21 protein-coding genes are annotated in these 19,886 nt (G+C 51.6%); 12 read left to right on the top strand and 9 right to left on the bottom strand.

Going from position 1 to position 19,886, the window contains the following annotated elements:
- Positions 1 to 2: 2 nt before the first annotated feature.
- The 4 genes from ACM6I6_RS19485 to ACM6I6_RS19500 form a co-directional block, all read right to left on the bottom strand.
- On the bottom strand, positions 3 to 2,699 hold the full coding sequence (locus tag ACM6I6_RS19485) for a DUF5906 domain-containing protein (protein ID WP_414920555.1): 2,697 nt from the start codon (positions 2,697 to 2,699) through the stop codon (positions 3 to 5).
- Positions 2,696 to 2,902, bottom strand: coding sequence for a TraR/DksA C4-type zinc finger protein (locus ACM6I6_RS19490; protein WP_008056023.1), 207 nt, complete (start codon positions 2,900 to 2,902; stop codon positions 2,696 to 2,698). Before ACM6I6_RS19490 ends, ACM6I6_RS19485 begins: the two co-directional genes overlap by 4 nt.
- A complete protein-coding gene (locus ACM6I6_RS19495; protein WP_414920556.1) occupies positions 2,895 to 3,383 on the bottom strand; it encodes a phage regulatory CII family protein in 489 nt (162 codons plus the stop codon). Before ACM6I6_RS19495 ends, ACM6I6_RS19490 begins: the two co-directional genes overlap by 8 nt.
- Positions 3,384 to 3,521: 138 nt before the next feature.
- Positions 3,522 to 3,749 carry a transcriptional regulator gene (locus tag ACM6I6_RS19500; protein WP_008056019.1) on the bottom strand — a complete coding sequence of 76 codons (228 nt, stop codon included), beginning with the start codon at positions 3,747 to 3,749 and terminating at the stop codon, positions 3,522 to 3,524.
- Positions 3,750 to 3,848: 99 nt separating this feature from the next.
- On the opposite strand from ACM6I6_RS19500, the gene ACM6I6_RS19505 reads away from it, so the two are divergent.
- From ACM6I6_RS19505 to ACM6I6_RS19555, 11 genes are all read left to right on the top strand, one after another.
- The gene (locus ACM6I6_RS19505) at positions 3,849 to 4,592 is read left to right on the top strand and encodes a S24 family peptidase (RefSeq protein WP_414920557.1); all 744 of its coding nucleotides are present in this window, start codon (positions 3,849 to 3,851) and stop codon (positions 4,590 to 4,592) included.
- 137 nt (positions 4,593 to 4,729) lie between these two features.
- Positions 4,730 to 4,936, top strand: coding sequence for a hypothetical protein (locus ACM6I6_RS19510; protein WP_414920558.1), 207 nt, complete (start codon positions 4,730 to 4,732; stop codon positions 4,934 to 4,936).
- The gene (locus tag ACM6I6_RS19515; RefSeq protein WP_414920559.1) at positions 4,933 to 5,307 is read left to right on the top strand and encodes a hypothetical protein; all 375 of its coding nucleotides are present in this window, start codon (positions 4,933 to 4,935) and stop codon (positions 5,305 to 5,307) included. The genes ACM6I6_RS19510 and ACM6I6_RS19515 overlap by 4 nt, the downstream gene beginning before the upstream one ends.
- Positions 5,308 to 5,317: 10 nt before the next feature.
- Positions 5,318 to 5,593 (top strand): hypothetical protein, encoded by a 276-nt coding sequence (locus ACM6I6_RS19520; protein ID WP_414920560.1) that lies wholly within the window; start codon positions 5,318 to 5,320, stop codon positions 5,591 to 5,593.
- Positions 5,590 to 5,964 carry a hypothetical protein gene (locus ACM6I6_RS19525; RefSeq protein ID WP_414920561.1) on the top strand — a complete coding sequence of 125 codons (375 nt, stop codon included), beginning with the start codon at positions 5,590 to 5,592 and terminating at the stop codon, positions 5,962 to 5,964. The genes ACM6I6_RS19520 and ACM6I6_RS19525 overlap by 4 nt, the downstream gene beginning before the upstream one ends.
- Positions 5,961 to 6,203, top strand: a complete 243-nt coding sequence (locus tag ACM6I6_RS19530) for a pyocin activator PrtN family protein (protein WP_414920562.1) — start codon at positions 5,961 to 5,963, stop codon at positions 6,201 to 6,203. The genes ACM6I6_RS19525 and ACM6I6_RS19530 overlap by 4 nt, the downstream gene beginning before the upstream one ends.
- A 426-nt stretch (positions 6,204 to 6,629) precedes the next feature.
- Positions 6,630 to 6,872 (top strand): DUF4224 domain-containing protein, encoded by a 243-nt coding sequence (locus ACM6I6_RS19535; RefSeq protein WP_414920563.1) that lies wholly within the window; start codon positions 6,630 to 6,632, stop codon positions 6,870 to 6,872.
- A gap of 1 nt (position 6,873) precedes the next feature.
- Positions 6,874 to 7,923, top strand: coding sequence for a tyrosine-type recombinase/integrase (locus ACM6I6_RS19540; RefSeq protein ID WP_414920564.1), 1,050 nt, complete (start codon positions 6,874 to 6,876; stop codon positions 7,921 to 7,923).
- A 353-nt stretch (positions 7,924 to 8,276) separates the two neighbouring features.
- Positions 8,277 to 8,993: a Cthe_2314 family HEPN domain-containing protein gene (locus tag ACM6I6_RS19545; protein ID WP_414920565.1), complete on the top strand. Its 717-nt coding sequence runs from the start codon at positions 8,277 to 8,279 to the stop codon at positions 8,991 to 8,993.
- Positions 8,994 to 9,761: 768 nt separating this feature from the next.
- Positions 9,762 to 10,832 (top strand): DUF262 domain-containing protein, encoded by a 1,071-nt coding sequence (locus tag ACM6I6_RS19550; protein WP_414920566.1) that lies wholly within the window; start codon positions 9,762 to 9,764, stop codon positions 10,830 to 10,832.
- The gene (locus tag ACM6I6_RS19555; protein WP_414920567.1) at positions 10,822 to 11,430 is read left to right on the top strand and encodes a hypothetical protein; all 609 of its coding nucleotides are present in this window, start codon (positions 10,822 to 10,824) and stop codon (positions 11,428 to 11,430) included. The genes ACM6I6_RS19550 and ACM6I6_RS19555 overlap by 11 nt, the downstream gene beginning before the upstream one ends.
- Before the next feature lie 426 nt (positions 11,431 to 11,856).
- On the opposite strand, the gene ACM6I6_RS19560 is transcribed toward ACM6I6_RS19555, so the two are convergent.
- The 5 genes from ACM6I6_RS19560 to ACM6I6_RS19580 all read right to left on the bottom strand — a co-directional run bounded on the left by ACM6I6_RS19560 (position 11,857) and on the right by ACM6I6_RS19580 (position 17,730).
- Positions 11,857 to 12,882: an SMEK domain-containing protein gene (locus ACM6I6_RS19560; RefSeq protein WP_414920568.1), complete on the bottom strand. Its 1,026-nt coding sequence runs from the start codon at positions 12,880 to 12,882 to the stop codon at positions 11,857 to 11,859.
- 421 nt (positions 12,883 to 13,303) lie between these two features.
- Positions 13,304 to 14,662, bottom strand: a complete 1,359-nt coding sequence (locus tag ACM6I6_RS19565; RefSeq protein WP_414920569.1) for a hypothetical protein — start codon at positions 14,660 to 14,662, stop codon at positions 13,304 to 13,306.
- Positions 14,663 to 15,381: 719 nt separating this feature from the next.
- Complete coding sequence (locus ACM6I6_RS19570) at positions 15,382 to 15,612, bottom strand: hypothetical protein (protein WP_406592683.1); 231 nt, start codon at positions 15,610 to 15,612, stop codon at positions 15,382 to 15,384.
- Complete coding sequence (locus ACM6I6_RS19575; RefSeq protein WP_274075887.1) at positions 15,599 to 16,354, bottom strand: zeta toxin family protein; 756 nt, start codon at positions 16,352 to 16,354, stop codon at positions 15,599 to 15,601. Before ACM6I6_RS19575 ends, ACM6I6_RS19570 begins: the two co-directional genes overlap by 14 nt.
- Positions 16,355 to 16,905: 551 nt before the next feature.
- Positions 16,906 to 17,730: a MinD/ParA family protein gene (locus tag ACM6I6_RS19580; RefSeq protein WP_323606412.1), complete on the bottom strand. Its 825-nt coding sequence runs from the start codon at positions 17,728 to 17,730 to the stop codon at positions 16,906 to 16,908.
- A gap of 177 nt (positions 17,731 to 17,907) precedes the next feature.
- On the opposite strand from ACM6I6_RS19580, the gene ACM6I6_RS19585 reads away from it, so the two are divergent.
- On the top strand, positions 17,908 to 19,767 hold the full coding sequence (locus ACM6I6_RS19585) for an ABC transporter ATP-binding protein (protein ID WP_274075885.1): 1,860 nt from the start codon (positions 17,908 to 17,910) through the stop codon (positions 19,765 to 19,767).
- Positions 19,768 to 19,886 lie beyond the last annotated feature (119 nt).

The following is a 19,886-nucleotide window of genomic DNA, read 5'->3' on the forward strand; positions in this document are numbered from 1 at the left end:
AGTCATGCGGCAGCCGCCTTAATGTGGTCCCAGCTGTCCACATGCCAGCCCGCAAGCTTCGCCTTGGCACGCCAGTTTTCGACCTGCTTGCCCAGCTCGGCCGCCTTCAGTGATGGGGGCGGGGAAGCGGCCTGATCGACGGGAAAGAAGAACGCGCCAAAACGCCGGTTGCTGCCATCGGTCCAGGGAATCGCCCGCGTCTTATCGACCTCAGAACTGATGAACAGTGAAAACTTCGTCTGACTCATCACGTGCTCTTTATTGCGCTGACACCATTCGAGGAACAGCGAATAGAGGTCGGTCGACAGACACGGCCCCCAAAGCCCCTGGCCCAACTCGCTGTACTTCCACAGATGCAAAAACGTCTGCCATCCGGCGCGACTCAATGCCACCAGACGCTCACGGGCATCCGTCGACGGTGGTCGTGTCCGCTGGTTGAAGTCGCCCAGGTCGACCGACAACAACCAGCCGTACAGCGCCGCGACTCCACCCTGCTCCAGCTCTCGTCCGATCGCCTTTTGCCGTTCGACCGGCAAGGTTTCCATAGGCCACATCACCAGCATCCGCCGGTCACTGTCACTGATCGGCCACGGCAAAATTTCGTTGCTCAGGAATACCGCGTTCATATGGTTGGCTTCCTCCCAACCGTTGATGAACTTCGATTCCATTCGCACCGTTTTGCCAGTGATCAGGTGCTTGATCTTGCCCACTTGGTTGTACCGCTGGTCACGGCTCACAACCTCTTCAAACACCGACCACAACTTGCGGCTTTGCCAGGCGTTGAAGTTGCTCTCCAACTGCGTCTGGCCGACCGTGGCCGCGTACTGTCCATACAGCATGCCCAGTGCATCGGCGAACAGCAGGCTTTTGCCTGAGCCTTCCATGATCGAGTGCATCAGTACCGCGGTGTCCATCTTGGCGCCCAGGTGCTGCAACGGGTACGCCAACCAGCGGACAAGCCATTGGGCCGCTGCTTCATCGTGGTTGCACAAAAACGAAATCAGCCAACGCAGATTGGCGCAGGCTTCATCATCCCTGACAGGTTCCAGCGGCAGGCCATCAAAGGTATTGATGTACACCGCAGGGTCCTTGCTCATGGTCGGATCAAACACAATGTGTTCGACATCCACGGTGCGCCGCTCACTGCTGTTGAGCCACAGCGGATAAGTGTCACCCAGCGCCATCTTCACGGCGCCCTCGGCAATACGCCGCTTCTTTTCCCGATCCCAAACATCCTTGGTGCCATCGATGTACACATACCGATCAGTCGGCGGCATACCGAGCGCGCCGCCCTTCTTACCCGCCATACGTCGCGCTTGTTCGATGTCGCGGACGTGTTCATCAGCAATCAACCGTTTGCCCATGTCGTCCAGCCACGCCTTGGCGAGCGGCTTTCCCACACGCGCTTCGAATGCGGCCTTCTTCATCACCCGCGACTGGTCGCAGTCCCACACTTGCGTGGTGCCCTCGACCAGCGCAAAACGACGAAGTAAATGGTCTAGCGTCAGTGCCTCCCCCGCCCCCCCGTTAGGAGCCGGAGCAGCCTCGCCGATGGCGTCGTTCGCACAGCTCGGCTCGCTCACATCACCGGATGGGGTCGGGGGAAGATCCTGCGGATCAGGCCGCGATGAACGATGCATACCCAACATACGCGCAGCGTCCTTCACCGCTTTCGACTGATCGCCGCTGTGCTCGAGCAAACAGAACACCTCGAAGGCGTCGTTCTGATGCCCATTCGCGAGCGGATCGGCACCGTGGTGTGAATAGACCTTGCCGTCAGCGATTGTCACACCTGGTAGGCCGGTGCTGCTCTGCGGGTAAAGCCACTTGCTACCCCTCTTGATATAGCCGTGAGTACGCAGCAGTTCCTCTATGTCGTGGCAGCGGTTGAACTCGTCGATTACCGATGGCTGCTTACCCACCGCAGGCGATGAACGCTTAATGACTTTCGCCGGCGCCGTGGTTGGCTTGATGGCCCACGGGCAGGCTGCCTCGGCATCACGTTTGAAAAACTCCCAGCCTTGCCAGATGTTCAGCAGATCGACAGACAGCGTCGGCAGGCCGTCGTTAGCGTTCGGTGGGGTTCTCCAGGTGTAAGGCTTACCGGTACCTGGATGAATCGAAGGCGGGAATACGTCCTGTACCAGGCCGGCGCGAAGCTCGAACACCGTGAAGCGCTTGTACTCTTCAGCCTCCGCGCGCGCTGCAGCCTCCCCGACCCCATCGCCCTGCTCTTTCGCAGCCTTGGCTTTATCCATCAGGCCTTTGTGAATCGAACCGTCAGGGTCTTTTTCATTCGGCCAGGAAAGAGAGTGCCGGGTTAGCTCAATGCCTTCCGGCACTTTGAACACAATCCGGAAGCGAGCTGGGTTACCAACAATAGTCGGATACACCAACGCCATGGCATCCAGATCGACACCCAGCAGCTCATACAACACGTGCCGCGTCCACTGAACGTCGTCGACGTCCAGCGAACAGACACGGCTCGGCCCGAGTACGACGCCGAGGTTGTGATTAGGGTTTCGTTGCCAGAATGCTTCAGCGGTGACGGCATCAGTGATGTAACCGCCCGGTTTGTTCCACCCCATGCCTTTCGGGGTTTTTTCACCTGGTTCAATGGATACCAAGGCCAAGTTGAAAGTATCGATGTAGCGTTTTGCCCATGTGGCGATGGCTATTCCTTTTGCCGGCTCACTCATCGCCGAACCTCCCGCAACCCCTGGCAGTCGACACAGGTTTGGCAACCTGCAATCGTCTGCTGTCGAAGTAACGGGATGGCTTCGTCGCAATCCACACAGAACTGCGCACTGACGCGGTTTGATGGTGCAAGGCGACGGCGCTGAAGCGCAACGTCGAGCAAGTACTGCGCCTGATCGTTGGCGCGATCGATTTCGTCAGCCATGGACACGATCCTCCATTGCCTGACGAGCGCCCGCCATGATGCCGAGAACTTCGCGAATCACATCCATGCCCTGCTTTTCAAGATCGAGAACTTCGTGAAGCTCCCATACATTGTCGGCAGCACCATCGTGCATGGCAGCCACGAACTCACCGGTTTCGCCGAGCAACTTACCGACGGCCTTCAGGGCATCCCGCGTTGCTGGTACTGGCACCGGGCGATACCAGACGGCGCCGGCCGGGCGCATCAGCGCATCAAGTAAGCGCGAATCGCCAGTAAGCCTGATCAACTCTTCAAGCTCATCAGGGTTCAGCCAACGGCGCTCTTCATCGAGCTTGAGTTTCTTTTGAAGGGTGTCGTTGTCCAACACCATGTCAAAGGCAAGGGCGGTGATTCCGCCTTTGTAATCACGACCAGCGCGATAGATCGCCTGACGCAATGGAAGGACCGGACCAGCGTCCGGCAAAAGATCTGTGCGACTCATAACCGTAAATCCCCTATTTACGGTGTAGCCATAGACCAGGGCAGACCCTATCCTAAGACCACGACCGATGTGCATGTGCTGTGTGTCGTCGTAGCTGAGCTGGGGGATCTTTGGTGAGAGGCCCCAGCTCGGCACCTTTTAAGCTCCTTTGGAGCCGCGCAAATAAGCCCAGTCGATATCTGCACGAAGCTGTTCGCAGGTGACTGAACCCGCAGACTCTCGCTCGATGCCTACCGCCAAAGCGGCGCTGGCCCTGCGATTGCCGTAAGCGACCTGCTTCAATTGGCCTACTGACGTACCGCATCGGCCCGCAAATGCATCCAGCGACGCCTTATCAAGACTTTTCAAATACTCGTGCAAGGTCATACACACCTCCTTCTGAGCGCCGAGATTAGCAATTGCTAATGCATTCAGCAATAGCAAACCGTAATTTACTGTTTGCTAACGGAAGGCGATGATTGGCAAATGGATATAAAGAAAATGCGAATTCAAGTTTTGCGCGACTTGATGGGGGAAAGAACCCAGAAAGAGTTCGCCGAGCATTACAACCTGGACGCCTCGTACCTTTCCCAGCTACTCAATGGGCATAGATCGTTGGGCGAAAAGGCGGCGGCGAACCTTGAAGCGAAAATCGGTCTTGCTGAGGGAACCCTCACCACGCCATCTGTCTCGATGCGCGCCTCCGCAACCGGAACGCCGCCACCATCTGAGCAGTCAGTCGACAGCAATGCCTATTACCTCGGCCCAATCGACGTCTGGGACGACGATACCCCCTTGGATGATGACGAGGTTTACGTGCCGTTCCTTAAGGAAGTTGAATTGTCCGCGGGAAGCGGCCGGACTGCGGTTCACCAGTCCCACAAGCAAAAACTTCGATTCGGAAAGATGACGCTTCGGCGGCAAAACGTTCAGGCAAACGAAGCCGTATGCGTAACAGTTAACGGCAACAGCATGGAGCCTGTACTGCCACACGGCAGCACCGTCGGTGTTGATCAGGGCTGTACAACCATCACAGATGGAAAAATGTACGCGCTAAATCACGGTGGTCAGCTAAGGGTTAAGACGCTATACCGCTTACCTGGCGGGGGCTTGAGAATGCGCAGCTACAATCGTGAAGAACATCCAGATGAAGAGTACAGCGCGATTGACCTCATCAAAAACGAGATCATCGTGATCGGTAAGGTCTTCTGGTATTCCGTGCTGCTGTAGGACCTCACGCATCGAAGAACCCGCCAAGTGCGGGTTTTTTTTTGCTAATTGAAAACTAATTAGCATCTGCTATTGCATGTTTATTTAGCTGTTGCTAATTTTGCACTCGTATCTACCTCTCACCAAGAGAACGAGCCATGAAATCCAAACAGCACAGCAGCACCTGTTGCCCGGTGTACCTGCACCCATCCGCATGCAGTAGCCCCGCCGCCGTTGAAGCGATCGAGCGAAAGACCGGGCTGCTGGTAATCACCAGCCCTAAAGGCCGCATCGAAGCCGTCAAGTCATTGGGCAATGTCGCAGTCGATATCAGCTCCAGGCCATTCGGGGGTGACGCGGCATGAACAGCTATCTCATCCCACTGGCAAAACAAGAGCTCCTACACCACCTTCTGCAGGTCGGTGGTGCCGCCGTATGCCCTCTTCAACGACCAGAGCAAACCATCCATGCAACCTTTGAAGTGGAGCTCACCGACGAAAGCGCAGTCATCAGCGTGGACTTCGGCGGCCACACCGGAGAACTGACCCTCAAGCGTTCAGATCGCGCCAATCATCTGCACCTCCGAGATTTCATCCAGGACATCGCGAACGGTCGCATTGAGTCGGGAGAGCCTACGCCGCCACAAGAGCAACCCGGTAGCGCAGCGCAAATGCAGCAGATGCTGGCCGAATCGGAAACACTGCTGAATACCATTCGAAAACTGCTCTCAGCCTGAGGACAACGCCGTGAACCGCACTCTGGATCAAACGGCCGCCGTGCTCGGCCTCAAGCCCCGCGTCTTCCGCACCAGGTTACGACAACTAAGCATCCTGACCAATGACGGCAACCTGGCCGGCCATCACCGAGACAGGGGCTACCTATTCTCAGATTCGCGCAGCGTCCAGATCGGAAACACCAACCGATATCGGCACTACGCAGTAGTGATGGTGAAGGAAGAAGGCGCCGAGTGGATCGCCAAAAAATTGAATATCACTATCACGCACAAGGACGCCGCAGCATGAGCCAGAACGCCATCACCCAAGCCATCGGCGCACTGAAGCTGGTCCCGATGTTCCTCAACCACCCTACCGTCATCAGCCGTGCCACGCTGATTGGCGCATCAGCCGAAGCCGTACAGCTACTTGAGGCGCTGCCTCCAGTCAGCGCCGAGCTGGCTGAGGTATTCCGCTGCGTCGATGCGGTCATTGGTGAGGGGCAAATCGCCTTCGTTACCCCAACCAAATCGCCTGAATACCCCTACGGTGCTGTCGTCGCTGACCAATACGGCAACGTCTGCGCGGCCGCTATGGGCAAAAGCAAAGAAGGCCTCGCCGAATTGATCCGCCTCAAACTGCTGCCCCCATCGGAGGGGTTCGGGGAGGACGCGGCATGAACAACACCCTCGACCAGCTTCGCCGCCAGTTCGCAACACCGTGCCCGACGCTGGCAGCAGTTCGCGAGCACTACTTCTCGCATATCCGCACCGATCGCCACCTGCTGACCGAGATAAAGAAAGGCCGAATCAAGCTCACGGTTAAGCGCCTGCACGGTTCCACCCGGGCCAAGCCTGTGGTCTACCTGCACGACCTTGCCGACTACCTCGACACCCAGGCCTTGACGGCAGCCGCCTGATTTACCGCACGCCCCTACCGTCCAGGGGCAAACAACTCGCACTCAATTAGGCACAGCACATGAAACCTACAGACACGGCCGAATTTATCGACGAACTCAACGCAAGCGTTTGCGCGAATCAGATCGATCACGCCTTTCCGAAGTGGCATCAGGATTAGTCAACTACGGAAAAACCGGTTCAGTTAAGCACTCCTGCAACACGCCGCCGCAGCCCCTCACCAGAAACTCCAGCGGCGGCTCCATTGAGGAACTAACACGTGACAGCACTTCGCCGAACGGCCCGAATACGCACCGGGCAAATGCCGCCTCTCGACTTGAACGTCATCTGCGACAAGTGTGACAAATCGCGGACACACGGCAACCACCAAAGATGTAGCAAGCAACGCCAGGCCGAAGGCATCGAGCGGCGCGCTAGGGAGAACCATTATGGAAGCTGAAATCCTTTCGGACGAAGAGCTGGCGCAAATCACCGGCTACAAAGCCAGGGCGTACCAACGTCGCTGGCTCGATGATCGCCAGTGGCTCTACGTCGAAAGTCGTGGCAAGCGTCCATTAGTAGGAAGGATGTACGCCCGGATGAAGCTCGGCGTGATCACACCAACCAATATTACCCCCACCCCATTGCCAGCCGCGCCCGAATGGACGCCTGACTTCTCGCGAGTGAACTGATATGCGCCCCCGCAAAGCCGCAACCCGCCATTTGCCGCCTCGGATGTATCAATGGACGCGGCCACGAAAGAGCGGGAAAAACTGGGTAGCTTATTACTACCTCGACTCCACAGGAAAGGCGATTCCACTCGGCAAGGATCTCGACCAGGCCAGGCTCAAGTGGGCCGAACTTGAAGCCAAAGAGAAGCCGCTGGATTTGCGCACAATGAAGGGGATTTTCGACCGTTACATGCGCGACATTGTCCCGAAGAAAGCACCCCGTACGCAGCGCGACAATGTTGCCGAGATCAAGCAACTGCGCCAGCTCTTCGACAGCGCACCCATCGACTCCATCACACCATCCACGATCGCTGGCTACCGGGACGCCCGAACAGCAAAGGTCCGGGCCAACCGTGAGATAGCGACTCTTTCACACGTATTCAATATGGCGCGTGAGTGGGGCCTAACAACCAAAGAAAATCCCTGTCAGGGCGTCCGCAAAAACAAGGAGACGCCGCGGGACTTCTACGCGAATGATGTGGTTTGGGATGCTGTTTACAAGAAAGCCGCGCAGGAATTGAAAGACGCGATGGATCTTGCATACCTGACCGGGCAGAGACCGGCAGATGTCCTGATCATGCGCAAGGACGATATTGAAGGGGGGTATTTGATGGTGCAGCAGAACAAGACTCACAAAAAGCTGCGTATCCAAATGACCGCAAACGGTTCGGCCAACAGTCTAGGCACGCTGATCGCGAAAATCGGAGAGCGAAACGCTCAGCACCTTTCGAGTTACCTAATTGTGAGTGCGCGCGGAAAGCGCATGACTGCAAAAATGCTCCGCGATCGCTGGGATAAAGCGCGGGAAAAGGCTAAAAGCGAAGCGATCGAAATGGGCGACACTCTGATAGCTGCACGAATCAGCAGCTTTCAGTTTCGGGACATAAGGCCAAAAGCCGCATCGGAAATCACAGACGTCGGCGAAGCAAGTCTGCTTTTGGGTCATACCAAAGGAGACATCACAGAGCGCGTATACCGTCGTGTCGGCGCCATTGCGAAGCCGTCAAAATAGCGGGAGCACGTTACGAAACGCTGAGTGCATCAAAATGACGCTGGCGATGCTCATGGCATCGGAGTCAGGCCGGGTTCAGTACGTCGACGCAATGATTGCTTTCGGCCAGCAGCAGTCAATCGTGATAGCGCGCTGGAGGAGCGATTTGTGACTGGCTCTCACTGAGGCTAGACTTGCTCATGCCTTATCACCATCAGCTTAGAGAAAAGCAGAAATAGCATATTAATCCACGACTTACCTCACTCTCTATTCCATAGCAGTCCGTGGATCGCAGTACGCTATATAACTTACCCAAATGACATTCTCAAATGCACCAAGATACTTTACTTACAATTAAACCTTAGGTTGAATGCATGCATAAAATTGAAGCATCAATAATTTTGGACAAGGAAAGCCCATTATCAACAGCGAAGGCAAATAATGGAATCATTGAGCTGGATGCAGGTAATGAGCTTGCTGTATATATTATTGCGTGTAGCAAGTCGCTTAGCTCCATACGATCCTCGATGGATAAGGCCAGGCTATCCGTGGCATTGTTAGATGCCAGCTATTTGGACTCTATCACTGGTGAAGATCATTCAAAAAGCGCCTATATAGAAATGCTAGTAGAAAACAGCATCATTAGAGTTCAATCAATTTATGATCGAGTTTTAATATTTACCAATAGAATCCTTGACCTTGGAATTAGCAATGAATCAATAAATCACAACCTACTAACAACAAATGAGAACGCCATTAAATTTGGTTTAGAAAGAAAACTTAAGGCTATTAACAAGGCCTGCAGCGACTATAGGTTTATCAGAAATACGGTAATACACCATGATCGCTACACGGAAGAACAACTTAATTATCTAACACTGATTATCGACGCAGATCAGTTATCCAAACAAGCAGGAGGCAAACAATTTATAGACTCAAATATCCTAAGCGAGATCACTCACGCTTACCTGAATACTAAAAAAGAAGAGCTGGGCAAGTATCTAGACGGCATAGAAAATAGTTTGTTTGAGCTGTACGACGTCATTCTTCCTGTTTATTATCACTACAAAGACAAGCTTCGCGCTAAATAATTGCGCGCCAGTGAAATCAACTGAATGACTCGCAAGCTCCCAATTATTAAAAAGACACTATTTATCACTTCAACTCCAGGCCTTATGACTCCTACAGCACTTGATTGGTATAAAAACAACGTAGAATCGCGCATCTACGTAAATTTTGGATATACTGAGCAGCCAAACACCTTCAGAGTTCACGATGCAGCGCGATCGTCAATCTTAAGTTTTCATACAGCCTGCGGTGAAACCGGTCCATCGTGACGAACAGTCATCGGCGGATATTGATGAAATACCAGCGTCCGTTTTCGGGTCAGAGAAGAATGCGCCTGATATTGAAATCCACACTAGGCGCAGAAGGGTCAGTGCTAGACTTTACGTAGCAGCGTACAAAAATAACGTTTACACAACTCAGTGCATTGCCTATTTGGCTGAGTCGACTTTTTCAACAGACCGGGCAGTAGTAGTCCTTCAACCTCTGCAGTTCGGACGGAGCTGATAAGCAATGAATCTCACTAGCTCAAGCCGTATGATTAACTGTTTTGAGCCGCGGATAATCCTACGATGTAATCAAGCCGGTGCGGAGATGAATTCATCCCTAGCAGCGGAGTTGAGCCCAGACGACCGTGCCATAATCTCCAAAGGCCCTCAGTCTTACTCAAGCGAGGTCGCTTTCGAAGAAACCTAGCTGCTAAGCATTTCCCTCTTGTAGCGAAAGGTGGAAATCTGCTACATAATGAATTTTTCTCAAAATTATCTGCATGCATCCACATTACGGGCGAAAATATGTCTAGCACCCCCCAGACCTACACAGTCTCTGACTTCATTGAGTGGAACACCAAAAAGCAGTTAAATTTATCACCCGACTTTCAGCGAGGATCTGTCTGGACCCCTAGCGCGAAAGTCTTTTTGATTGACACGATCTTGAACGATCTGCCAATGCCACAAGTATTTTTTAGAACAAAAATCGATGCATCAACCCAAACAATGAGTCGTGAGGTGGTTGATGGTCAACAACGACTCAGAGCTATACTTGAATTCGCAGCTGGAAAGCTAAAGCTGACCTCTAAATCACCAAAATTCAAAGGAAAAACATATTCCGATTTAGATATTGAAGACCAAGAAGTCTTTCTATCCTACAAAATACCATGCGTCCAGCTTATAAACGCCGACAACTCGATGGTGCTGGAGATCTTTGCGAGGCTTAACTCCTATAGCGTAAAGGTAACACCTGCAGAGCTTAGACATGCAGAATACATTGAGCCTATCAAGTGGGCGATTTATGACGCATCACGGGACTGGAAATACTTGTGGAATGAGCTGGGAGTTGTATCCGTTAGAGATAGTGTGAGAATGAAAAACGTTTCACTAATGGCCGAATTTTTTATGATTTTTGATATCGGATTTGGTGATGGTGGCGAGCCTACAATCACTAAATACTATAAAAGTAGAAAGACCGAGCCAGAAGAATTCTTCTTGCCTATCAGAGAGAAGATCGATGCTGTCCTGGAGGAAATCATTGACAACTTAGTGGATGATTTCTGGGAAACCACCTTCTTTGACGCCCCAAACTTCCTCGTCTTATTTGCAGCGGTTGCATACCTTATGTACGGCTTCTCAGACAGTCGGATAACGGAAGGAGTCGAGGACTTTAAAGCCGAGGGCGTAAACTGGGAAGACGCCATAGAAACGTTAGCCGAGATATCACAAGAGTTCGAATCAGAACACAATGATGAAGGTGAGGATGGCCGCTATTCTGATTTTGTTAGCGCAAGCAAAAGCACTACACATCGCATATCTTCAAGAAAGCCGAGATTCCAAATCCTAGTAAAAGCCATCAGCAACCATGATGCTTAATCGTCATTATCTTCGATTGGAGCAAAGGCTCTCTCTCATTGAACGAGAGATTGACGAACTATCCGCCAAGGGAGTTTTGACAAAATACGAAACCTTAGCACTCGACAAATACCTCATGCAGCTTCAGATAGAATGGGAGCATTTCATCAGAAGACTAATTTTAGATAGCGCTACAGGGCAACACCAAGGTAGCAGTGGGCGGGTATTCTCTACCTTGCCAAACCCACCTAAAACAAGAGAGCAAGCTCTTTACACGCTACTTTCTACTTTTAAAGGTAATAATGGTGGCCGCGAGCCTGAATGGAGCCACTCTAATAAAGCTATCGATGCAGCAACACGCTTACAGTTATCAAACCTACCCACTATTTCAGGGTATCTTGGTGTGACACCGTGGCCGCTGGATGAGATGCGCTTTTTGCGAAATTACATTGCTCATCAGTCAAAAAGCTCGGCTATTACGCTACGCAGTAAATCTATGACGAGCCTCTCAGGTAAAATATCAGTGGCTAAAATCGCTTTTGACTATGTTTCTTCTGGCACACAGAGATACAAATCTTGGCCGGCTTTCATGAAGATTGTTGGCCGACAGATTGTCTAAACCCAACCTCCCTCGACACACCCATCAAAGGTGCGCCGAGGGAAGGAGTCTTCTTTTTCGCTTAATTTACGACAGCGACAAGAAGTCAATTCTTCAATAAAAAACTGAAGGTAACAACCGCTTTGGGTCGTTTGCAGCCCTTGGCGACTGAGAGCAATCGGCCAAAAGCTGTCCATCTCATAAGGCGGAAAACGGCCAGAAGCAGCCGCTCATCGGAACCAAACGCAGAGGTACTGATTTTGAGCACCATGGTGTGTTAGTTGCAGATCACATAAAATTCACGGCTGCTTATAGTTCAAGTCGAGTGTTCTCGAGTGTAATATATAATGTTTGTAACTAATCGAAAAAGAAAAATCGTCATACTCTCCAGGATGAATTTCTGGCAGACACGTCTTTTGGATTTTTGATCATGGGCTGACTGATTACTTATAACTCGCGAAAATGGCATGCTTCGAATGCAGCACTCAGCCTCGACAAATCAAAAGCACTTAGATAGAAACTTTTCAGTGCAGCGTAAATATTCATATCCGGCTCACATACTGTCCAATCAAGCTCGATATGGTGATCAGAAATTATAGTGACACCGTCATCTTCAAATCTAGAATTGCTGCACTGTAAGCGTCCGTGTGAATTTTTCTCTAAAATTTCAATAATATCTGGAAGCTCACTTTTTTCTTTTTCATTCAAGCGGTAAAAAAACTCAGTCAGATCGACTCTTAATGGCTCGCGTATATTTTTAGGCGCGGACGAGAATTCAATAATTTTTTTTACTATTGCCCTAACAGGTGCAGGAAGAAAGCAGTAACTTTCAAGAAAAGAGTTAAGTTGACTTATGACGGCTGCTTGCACATCATCTCTTGAATCTAATCTTAACCAAAGCTCATGAAAATCAATGAACGCTGTAGGAGAGGTAGATAGAAGCCTGGGTTGTTTAGGGGACAAGAAGTCTACTGCGCTGCCGTTTAGATAACGAGAAAGCTTCGTCTTCACCAGTTTAACTGCCTTGCCAAATTCTTCATCCGGCAAAGCAGATATTTGGCGTACAATATCATTCATGGTGATAGTGCTGGTAGAGTACTTTCCATGTTTTCCGGAACTTCCATGCCTGCTTGTGGTTATAATTAAAAACCATATCGCGTTAGATGTTTTTACGTCATGGCGCGTAACCTTAGTGATGCTGTCATTTATTTTTGATGATTCATCAGTGACGGTTACTTGAAGCCCTGTCCCATAGCGCGCTTCAAGCCAATCAATACCTGGATGATTTATTTTGCTAGCGTTAAGATTAATAAAGTTGCAATTGTATGCAAGATTCACAATCTCAATTAGTGTTTCCTCAGCAGCTTTTGCAGGATCCGTGTAACCCTCTTTAGCCGCCAACTGAACCTGGTTTGCATAGCTCCCAAGCGCATGAGTTAACTCATACATGTAATGCAGGCGGTCTGAAAGCATTTATTCACCTAAATGTACTAATTTCGCAATGATATCATTTTTCTGGAGAGCTACGTTCAACGTAAGCACAGCAATCGGTGACACAGAGACTAAGATACCCTACCGATTTAGCCTTGATTGCCAAGCAGCGACGGATATTCAGTATTGAACCATTTGCGATGGTAGGCACTGGCAGCTATGGGTCGAGGGGCAGCGCGTCGCGACCGATGACACCCAAACCATTGTAGTCCTAGTGCAGCGAATGGCCAAAAAATAGCACTTCGAAGAGTAGCTGACGGCTGCGACCACCTAACACCCTTCCTTCAATCCACCAGGGTGAATAGGCGGAGTCTTTCGTACGCCGGCGCTTCTTGGACCGCATACGAAGAATCGCAAACTAAGCAGACGAACCTCCGGCGATCATCTTTTCTTAAATTGCGTTCTAGCGTAACAGTGCAAAAAACTCGTCTTCCTTATTTTCGGAGCATAAGCTCTCAATAAAAGCTCTCTCCTGAAAAGTTCCTGAAATTTTCTCGGCAACAATGTTAGCTAGAACCCTCAATCTTCTAAGCTTCGCGGGCGCCTGAATTCGTCGCTTCAATAAGTCACTTTGCTTTATAGCTTCAACAAAGTAACTAGCGGCGTGATCATCGAATAATTTGAACATATCAGTAATATATATAGCAGCTGAGTCTGCGAAAAAATCGGTCCTGCTCCAACGGGCGCTAGATCCCATTCGACCCACATATGTTTTTGTTAGTCCGGCGACATACTCTGCAAGCAAATCTTCTGGCACTAAACTAGCATAAGGGACTAGGTTCTTAACCGCTTCGTTTTCACGTGGAAAATCGTCAAATGCCTCTGTGAGGGCATTTACTAAAGGAGCAATTTGGTATCTTCGGGCAACAACCGAGAGATACCCTTGGCTTTTTACATGTCCAATAAACGCAAATGCTGCTTGGGTAACATCTGCCTGCGCTTTTTGTAGTTCTTGGTCAACCCTTCTCGCAACTTGAATACGAATATTCTTTGGCAGAACTCGCCATAGGATGGGAGCGACAAATTCAATATTAGACCTCAGGATGCTTGTGGATTGCGGATGAATATAAGATGTGTAGAGCCTATTTGCCAATTCGTTCTTGTAAACTTCTGGCAGATCACCCAGCGCGCTTTCAATAGCGACAACATTGCGATCAAAATTAGCCTCCGACAAATTCGAAACATAATCATTCACATCAATTATTTGTGCAGGATACTCTGCATTTAAAACATATTTTATGCAGTCATCCATCATGGATAGAACTTTAATTATTGATGGATCACTGCTTTTTGGGTGCCCAGAAAATATATGTCTAGTTTCTTTTGCGTGGCGCAGAACCTTACTAGCCTCCCATCCCACAACGCCAATTTTGTACGCACCATCAATCAGTTGATCATCATTAACGTAGTTCTGGAAGTCTTCATAGGTCTCAATTTTTCTGCCAACATCGACTGACTGATTAAACAACTTAACGCTTCGGAACATAATTTTATTACGTAAATCGTCTACAACAGCATTCCAAAAGGATCCAATCGAACTCCTGTAACCTCCGACCTGTAAAACCTTTATCGCTTCAATTATATAGGGATCATCTCTCAGTTCTTCCCTGACGGACATCAGGCAGCGTTGGATGATAGGGATCATTTCCCCGTGTGCCTCAGGGATGATCACTACGATTTCGCTTCCAGCCATAGATGCCTCTCCGTGGTATTTTTTTAGCAACGCGCTGTTGTCTGATGCCGAATCTACCTCAAGAGTCATCGATATCCCAGCTCCGTTAGCTTGTTTTCTTGCGTTTAAGGCGCGTCAGCTTGAACGGAGCCTTTGATCGTCTGCATCTTGGCCGATTTCTGTCCTCGCTGACCGGCAGCTTTGGGTCGAACTCGGCCCTTCACGATAGACAGCTTTCGGTCAGAAGCGAGTCTGCACTTTGAGCTACCTTGGGCGGCATAACTGAATGTGTTTACTGTCGCGTCTACGCCCTTGCCAGGCCGTCAAAATTAGTCAAAAAAACTGTTATAAAACTCAAACAGCAGCCCTTGTAGAATGCGGTCTACAGAGGTGCTGCAAAAAAAAAGTATTGGAACGAAAAAAAGCTGTAAGCTATGGACTCAGGGGACTTCTGTAGCGGACTTGAAAACCGTCGACTGTAACAGGTCCATGAGTTCGAATCCCATCGCCTCCGCCATATTTGATACGACAAAGCCCTGATTATTCAGGGCTTTGTCGTTTCTGAGCTTACGACACAAGAACTGAAGCTCTCATCACCGCCCAAGGTGCGCACTGCCTACGCTGGTACGCTCACCACAGGAATCGGCTTCGCTTTGAGTGTGTTTTGTGCAGTCTGGCGTCGCGCTGCAGAAGTTGAAAAGGTCGTCGATCTCGAGCAGATCCTACTGAACAAACATAAAAAATCCGATGCCAGAGATCCGGTATCGGATTTTCGGGGAAACCTGCTGCGATTCGAACGCATAAGAGCATTACGACACTTTGCTGAGCTGAGCTTTTTCGTCAGTCTCACGATCCGAGTAAGCTGAAGTCTTCTCAGTTTTGTGTGCGTTCTTGATGGCCTCTGCTTTCTCGACAACATCGCGTTGAGAAGCAATGGCCTTGCGGATCACATTTTTGAACACGCCCCGTTTCGTCTCTGGGGACGCATTGCAGAAAAATTCAGCCATAGGACTGGTTTTTCCGGTCTTAGCTGCAGTCATTTCTGTCGACCTCGGTTAGGAGCTTGATGAGCTCAACCTGATCATAGGTTTCAGGAAGCATAGCGTCAATCTGCTCCGCCGAAACGCCTTCCTCGTATGACTCGTCTGAGCCATCAGTATTTTTAATGAGTAGATCAACATAAACATTTACGTCGTAGCAGCGTCTTAGTTCGGCGATGTTCCTACGCACAGCCAAGTATTGGCGAACGAACTCATCCATTGGAATGTTTCGCCCCTCGGTTATCTCCCGAGCTTTTACAAAATCCCAAGCCAACTCCGGCCGCTGATAGACATACATGATTTGTGCAACGCCACCATACCTCAATACCCTATCAATATTTCGTTTTGCCACCTCGATATTCGCCATCGTCCCATCGAGAATGAACGATAAACGCTTTTCAAATGCACGATCCAAAACCTTTTCGAGAATCTTTGTTACTGCCCGCTGGAACAAATATGAGTTACATCCAGTGTACCCAGGAAGCAAGCTTCGAAATTCATCAGGATCGATACGGAGCACACGCTGCCTTGCAAAGCCCAAGTCCCCGCTTTCAAAAGCCTCCACCATAGCTTTGGAGACCTCGGTCTTGCCCGCACCTGGTGACCCGGCCATGAAAACAGTTATCGGCGATTTTTCAGGAATAAAGATGTCGGTGTTGGCAATTTTTCGGGCGATTGAGGCACGCTGAGCCTTCGCGAACGCAATAGCAGCTTCTTCAATTGCAAGTTCTTCTAGAGTCATTTTGACGCTCTTGCCAATTTTCCTTACGCTAGCACCCTGATTGCTAGCCAAGCCACCTCTCGAGTGTAACTGCACATTCGACCCCTGCTGCCTCTACAGCGCCCCCGTGCTTTACGAAAAATCCTTGAAGTAAAGGTACTGGCCGTTTAATGGCCACCCCCACCGCAACCCCCTAGCCCCTTCTAAGGAAAACAAGCCGCCATATAGGGCATTGCCCTACAGACAGCAGTTTGCCCACGTGGCTTAAATTCGCTCCCCAGCAAGGACGCATCCCAACCATACACTCGCACCAAAAAGGCAGCCGAGTACGATGCGTTATCTGATCTTCATCCTGATAGCTATGATCGTTGTCATCCTTGTTGCTTCGCTGTATGGGTGGTACTGCCACCTGCGAGATAACGAAGACGACTTACATTACTAGCCTGAAAATCCCGACAAGGCTGCGACAGCGCGAAAACGCAGCGCAAAAACGGGACGGATTTATTTTCCAGAAAAAATAAATCCGGAAAAAAACATCTGTCCCTTTTCTCATCTCCCTCTCTTGAGGCTCTTTACGGCTTTCTCGAATGTTCGACAAGTCGCTCGACGAAGAACTCCATATGCCCTCCAGGGGAATCCGGTAAAGGCCAAGCGTCAACCTTCAAAGCGATTTCCTGAAATGCCTGGGCGCACTTCGAGTGCGGAAATTGTTCGTAGACCGCTCGCTGCTTGCGCACCGCCCTACGCGCATATTCATCGTACGGCACCATTCCCACATACCGCAGGGAAACGTCGAGGAAGTGATCGGTGACCTTGGCCAGTTTGGCGAACAGGGCGCGACCCTCCTGAGGGCTACGCGCCATATTGACCATCACGCGGAAGCGGACTAAGCCGTAATCACGATTGAGCAGTTTGATCAGTGCGTAGGCATCGGTGATCGAAGCCGGTTCGTCGCAGACCACCAACAGGACTTCGTGGGCCGCCCGGACGAGACTGATCACCGACGCGCCGATGCCTGCAGCCGTGTCAATGACCAGCACATCGAGACTGTCCCCGATTTCACTGAAGGCCTGGATCAGGCCTGCGTGCTGGGCCGCAGACAAATGAGCCATGCTCTGGATGCCTGAAGCCGCGGGGGCGATTCGTACCCCGCCCGGACCGTGCACAAGCACATCGGACAGCTCACAGCGACCTTCAATCAAATCGGCAAGCGTGTACTGACGGGAAAGCCCCAACAGCGTATCGATATTGGCCAAGCCAAGATCGCCATCAAGCAATACCACTCGCCTTCCAAGTTTCGCAAGCGCCAACGAAAGATTCACCGCGACAGTCGTCTTGCCGACGCCGCCCTTTGCGCCGGTCACGGCAATAACCTGCACAGAATGCACACCATCCATGTTTATTGATTCCCTTCCATGTGGAACGCTTGCGAGTAGTCGCTAACTATTCCCTTATACCAATGGTAACTGATTAGTGCAGAGGCATGGCCCCTAGCCATATTACTCAACCTGCAAACCCGCAAAGCAACCATTAAATGGCAGAATCCCCTCACGCTGACCAATTCGGAGACCACAATGCTTCGCGTGTTTGAACAAAGGCTCGACCCATTTCCCCCCGACGAAGCTCCACCACCGCCTGTCGGCCTGATGCGGTTCCTGTGGGCCTGCATGCGAGGCGCCCGCGGTTATGTCCTTTTGCTTGCGCTGCTCAGTGCCAGTGTGTCGATCTACGAAGCCTGGCTGTTTTCCTTTCTTGGGCAGGTCGTGGACCTGCTCTCGACATGGCAGGCCGGTGGCGATGCGAACGGGCAGGAAAGTCGAGTGCTGTGGGGGATCGCGATTGTATTGCTCACCAGCATCGGGCTGGTGGCCCTTCGCACCATGGTGCAGCACCAGATATTGGCGATCAATCTGCCGCTACGCCTGCGCTGGGACTTCCATCGGCTGATGCTGCGTCAAAGCCTCTCATTCTTTTCCGATGAATTCTCAGGCCGGGTCACGACCAAGGTGATGCAGACGGCATTGGCCGTGCGCGAAGTCCTGTTCACCCTCATCGAAATCGCACCCGGAATCGGCGTTTACTTCATTGCGATCATCGCACTGGCCGGCGGCTTCGCCCTGAAACTCATGCTGCCTTTTATTGCCTGGGTCGCGTTGTTCGGGCTGGCCATGCTGTACTTCGTGCCTCGCCTGGGGCAAGTCGGGCAGGAACAGGCCCATGCGCGATCGTCAATGACGGGGCGTATTTCCGACGCCTACACCAATATCACCACAGTGAAACTGTTCTCCCACTCCAATCGTGAAGCGCATTTTGCGCGCGCGGCGATGGAGGATTTCAAGCAAACCGGCTTTCGCCAGATGCGCCTGGTCAGCCAGTTCGAGATCGTGAACCAGGCGTTGGTGGTGGCGTTGATCATGGCAGCAGGTGGCTATGCCCTGTGGCTATGGCACCAGGGTGAGGTCGGTGCAGGTGCCGTGGCGGCCATCACAGCCATGGCGTTGCGTATCAATGGCATGTCGCATTGGATCATGTGGCAAATGACTTCGCTGTTCGAAAACATCGGCACCGTGCAGGATGGCATGGCCACCCTGACCCGGGGCCCCAAGGTCCAGGACGCGCCGAACGCCAGCGTGCTGGTGCCCTCTGGCGGCGCGGTAACCTTTGACAAGGTGAGCTTCAACTACAACGGTGAACGCCAGGTGCTCGACGGCTTGAGCCTGAACATCCGCCCAGGCGAAAAGATCGGCCTGGTGGGTCGTTCCGGTGCAGGCAAATCGACGCTGATCAACCTGCTGCTGCGCTTCTATGACGTAGACAGCGGCGAGATTCGCATCGACGGGCAAAACATCGCCCAGGTGACCCAGGACAGTCTGCGCAGCGCCATCGGCATGGTCACTCAGGACACATCCCTGTTGCACCGCTCCATTCGCGACAACATCGCCTACGGTCGCCCGGACGCCACCGACGCGCAGATCCGCAGCGCCGCGGCCAATGCCCAGGCCGACGGTTTCATCAGTCAATTGAGCGATCGGCAAGGCCATAGCGGCTATGACACCTTGGTGGGTGAGCGTGGCATCAAGCTCTCGGGCGGCCAGCGCCAACGCATCGCCATCGCCCGGGTGATGCTCAAGAACGCTCCGATCCTGTTACTCGACGAGGCCACCAGCGCCCTGGACTCCGAAGTCGAAGTCGCCATCCAGGAAAGCCTCGATGAAATGATGCAGGGCAAGACCGTCATCGCCATCGCCCATCGACTGTCGACAATTGCGGCCATGGATCGGCTGATTGTCATGGATGAGGGACGCATCATCGAACAAGGCACCCACGCTCAACTGCTGGAAAGAAACGGCACCTACGCGCGGCTCTGGCAGCATCAGAGTGGTGGCTTTCTGGGTGAGGATCAGGGGATGGCCGAGGCGATGGATCAGGCGTGAGCGTGAACGCCTCCTGAGCAATCGCTATCCCAAACGCAGGGGAAATCCCCCCAAACATGGGTTGTGAAACCCGCTTGGTGCCTGGTGTTTTTTCTGGCGAAATGATTGCAAGGCGCACC

It is taken from the genome of Pseudomonas sp. IT-P218 (assembly GCF_949767605.1).
GTDB lineage: Bacteria > Pseudomonadota > Gammaproteobacteria > Pseudomonadales > Pseudomonadaceae > Aquipseudomonas > Aquipseudomonas putida_AE.

What these genes read in the sequence shown, in the direction of transcription:
- ACM6I6_RS19575 (WP_274075887.1), bottom strand. Translation starts at nt 16,354, where the DNA reads ATGACTCTAGAAGAACTTGCAATTGAAGAAGCTGCTATTGCGTTCGCG.
- ACM6I6_RS19560 (WP_414920568.1), bottom strand. Translation starts at nt 12,882, where the DNA reads ATGCTTTCAGACCGCCTGCATTACATGTATGAGTTAACTCATGCGCTT.
- ACM6I6_RS19540 (WP_414920564.1), top strand. Translation starts at nt 6,874, where the DNA reads ATGCGCCCCCGCAAAGCCGCAACCCGCCATTTGCCGCCTCGGATGTAT.
- ACM6I6_RS19565 (WP_414920569.1), bottom strand. Translation starts at nt 14,662, where the DNA reads ATGACTCTTGAGGTAGATTCGGCATCAGACAACAGCGCGTTGCTAAAA.
- ACM6I6_RS19490 (WP_008056023.1), bottom strand. Translation starts at nt 2,902, where the DNA reads ATGGCTGACGAAATCGATCGCGCCAACGATCAGGCGCAGTACTTGCTC.
- ACM6I6_RS19580 (WP_323606412.1), bottom strand. Translation starts at nt 17,730, where the DNA reads ATGGATGGTGTGCATTCTGTGCAGGTTATTGCCGTGACCGGCGCAAAG.
- ACM6I6_RS19545 (WP_414920565.1), top strand. Translation starts at nt 8,277, where the DNA reads ATGCATAAAATTGAAGCATCAATAATTTTGGACAAGGAAAGCCCATTA.
- ACM6I6_RS19505 (WP_414920557.1), top strand. Translation starts at nt 3,849, where the DNA reads ATGGATATAAAGAAAATGCGAATTCAAGTTTTGCGCGACTTGATGGGG.
- ACM6I6_RS19515 (WP_414920559.1), top strand. Translation starts at nt 4,933, where the DNA reads ATGAACAGCTATCTCATCCCACTGGCAAAACAAGAGCTCCTACACCAC.
- ACM6I6_RS19550 (WP_414920566.1), top strand. Translation starts at nt 9,762, where the DNA reads ATGTCTAGCACCCCCCAGACCTACACAGTCTCTGACTTCATTGAGTGG.
- ACM6I6_RS19570 (WP_406592683.1), bottom strand. Translation starts at nt 15,612, where the DNA reads ATGACTGCAGCTAAGACCGGAAAAACCAGTCCTATGGCTGAATTTTTC.
- ACM6I6_RS19485 (WP_414920555.1), bottom strand. Translation starts at nt 2,699, where the DNA reads ATGAGTGAGCCGGCAAAAGGAATAGCCATCGCCACATGGGCAAAACGC.
- ACM6I6_RS19585 (WP_274075885.1), top strand. Translation starts at nt 17,908, where the DNA reads ATGCTTCGCGTGTTTGAACAAAGGCTCGACCCATTTCCCCCCGACGAA.
- ACM6I6_RS19525 (WP_414920561.1), top strand. Translation starts at nt 5,590, where the DNA reads ATGAGCCAGAACGCCATCACCCAAGCCATCGGCGCACTGAAGCTGGTC.
- ACM6I6_RS19510 (WP_414920558.1), top strand. Translation starts at nt 4,730, where the DNA reads ATGAAATCCAAACAGCACAGCAGCACCTGTTGCCCGGTGTACCTGCAC.
- ACM6I6_RS19495 (WP_414920556.1), bottom strand. Translation starts at nt 3,383, where the DNA reads ATGAGTCGCACAGATCTTTTGCCGGACGCTGGTCCGGTCCTTCCATTG.
- ACM6I6_RS19535 (WP_414920563.1), top strand. Translation starts at nt 6,630, where the DNA reads ATGGAAGCTGAAATCCTTTCGGACGAAGAGCTGGCGCAAATCACCGGC.
- ACM6I6_RS19530 (WP_414920562.1), top strand. Translation starts at nt 5,961, where the DNA reads ATGAACAACACCCTCGACCAGCTTCGCCGCCAGTTCGCAACACCGTGC.
- ACM6I6_RS19500 (WP_008056019.1), bottom strand. Translation starts at nt 3,749, where the DNA reads ATGACCTTGCACGAGTATTTGAAAAGTCTTGATAAGGCGTCGCTGGAT.
- ACM6I6_RS19555 (WP_414920567.1), top strand. Translation starts at nt 10,822, where the DNA reads ATGATGCTTAATCGTCATTATCTTCGATTGGAGCAAAGGCTCTCTCTC.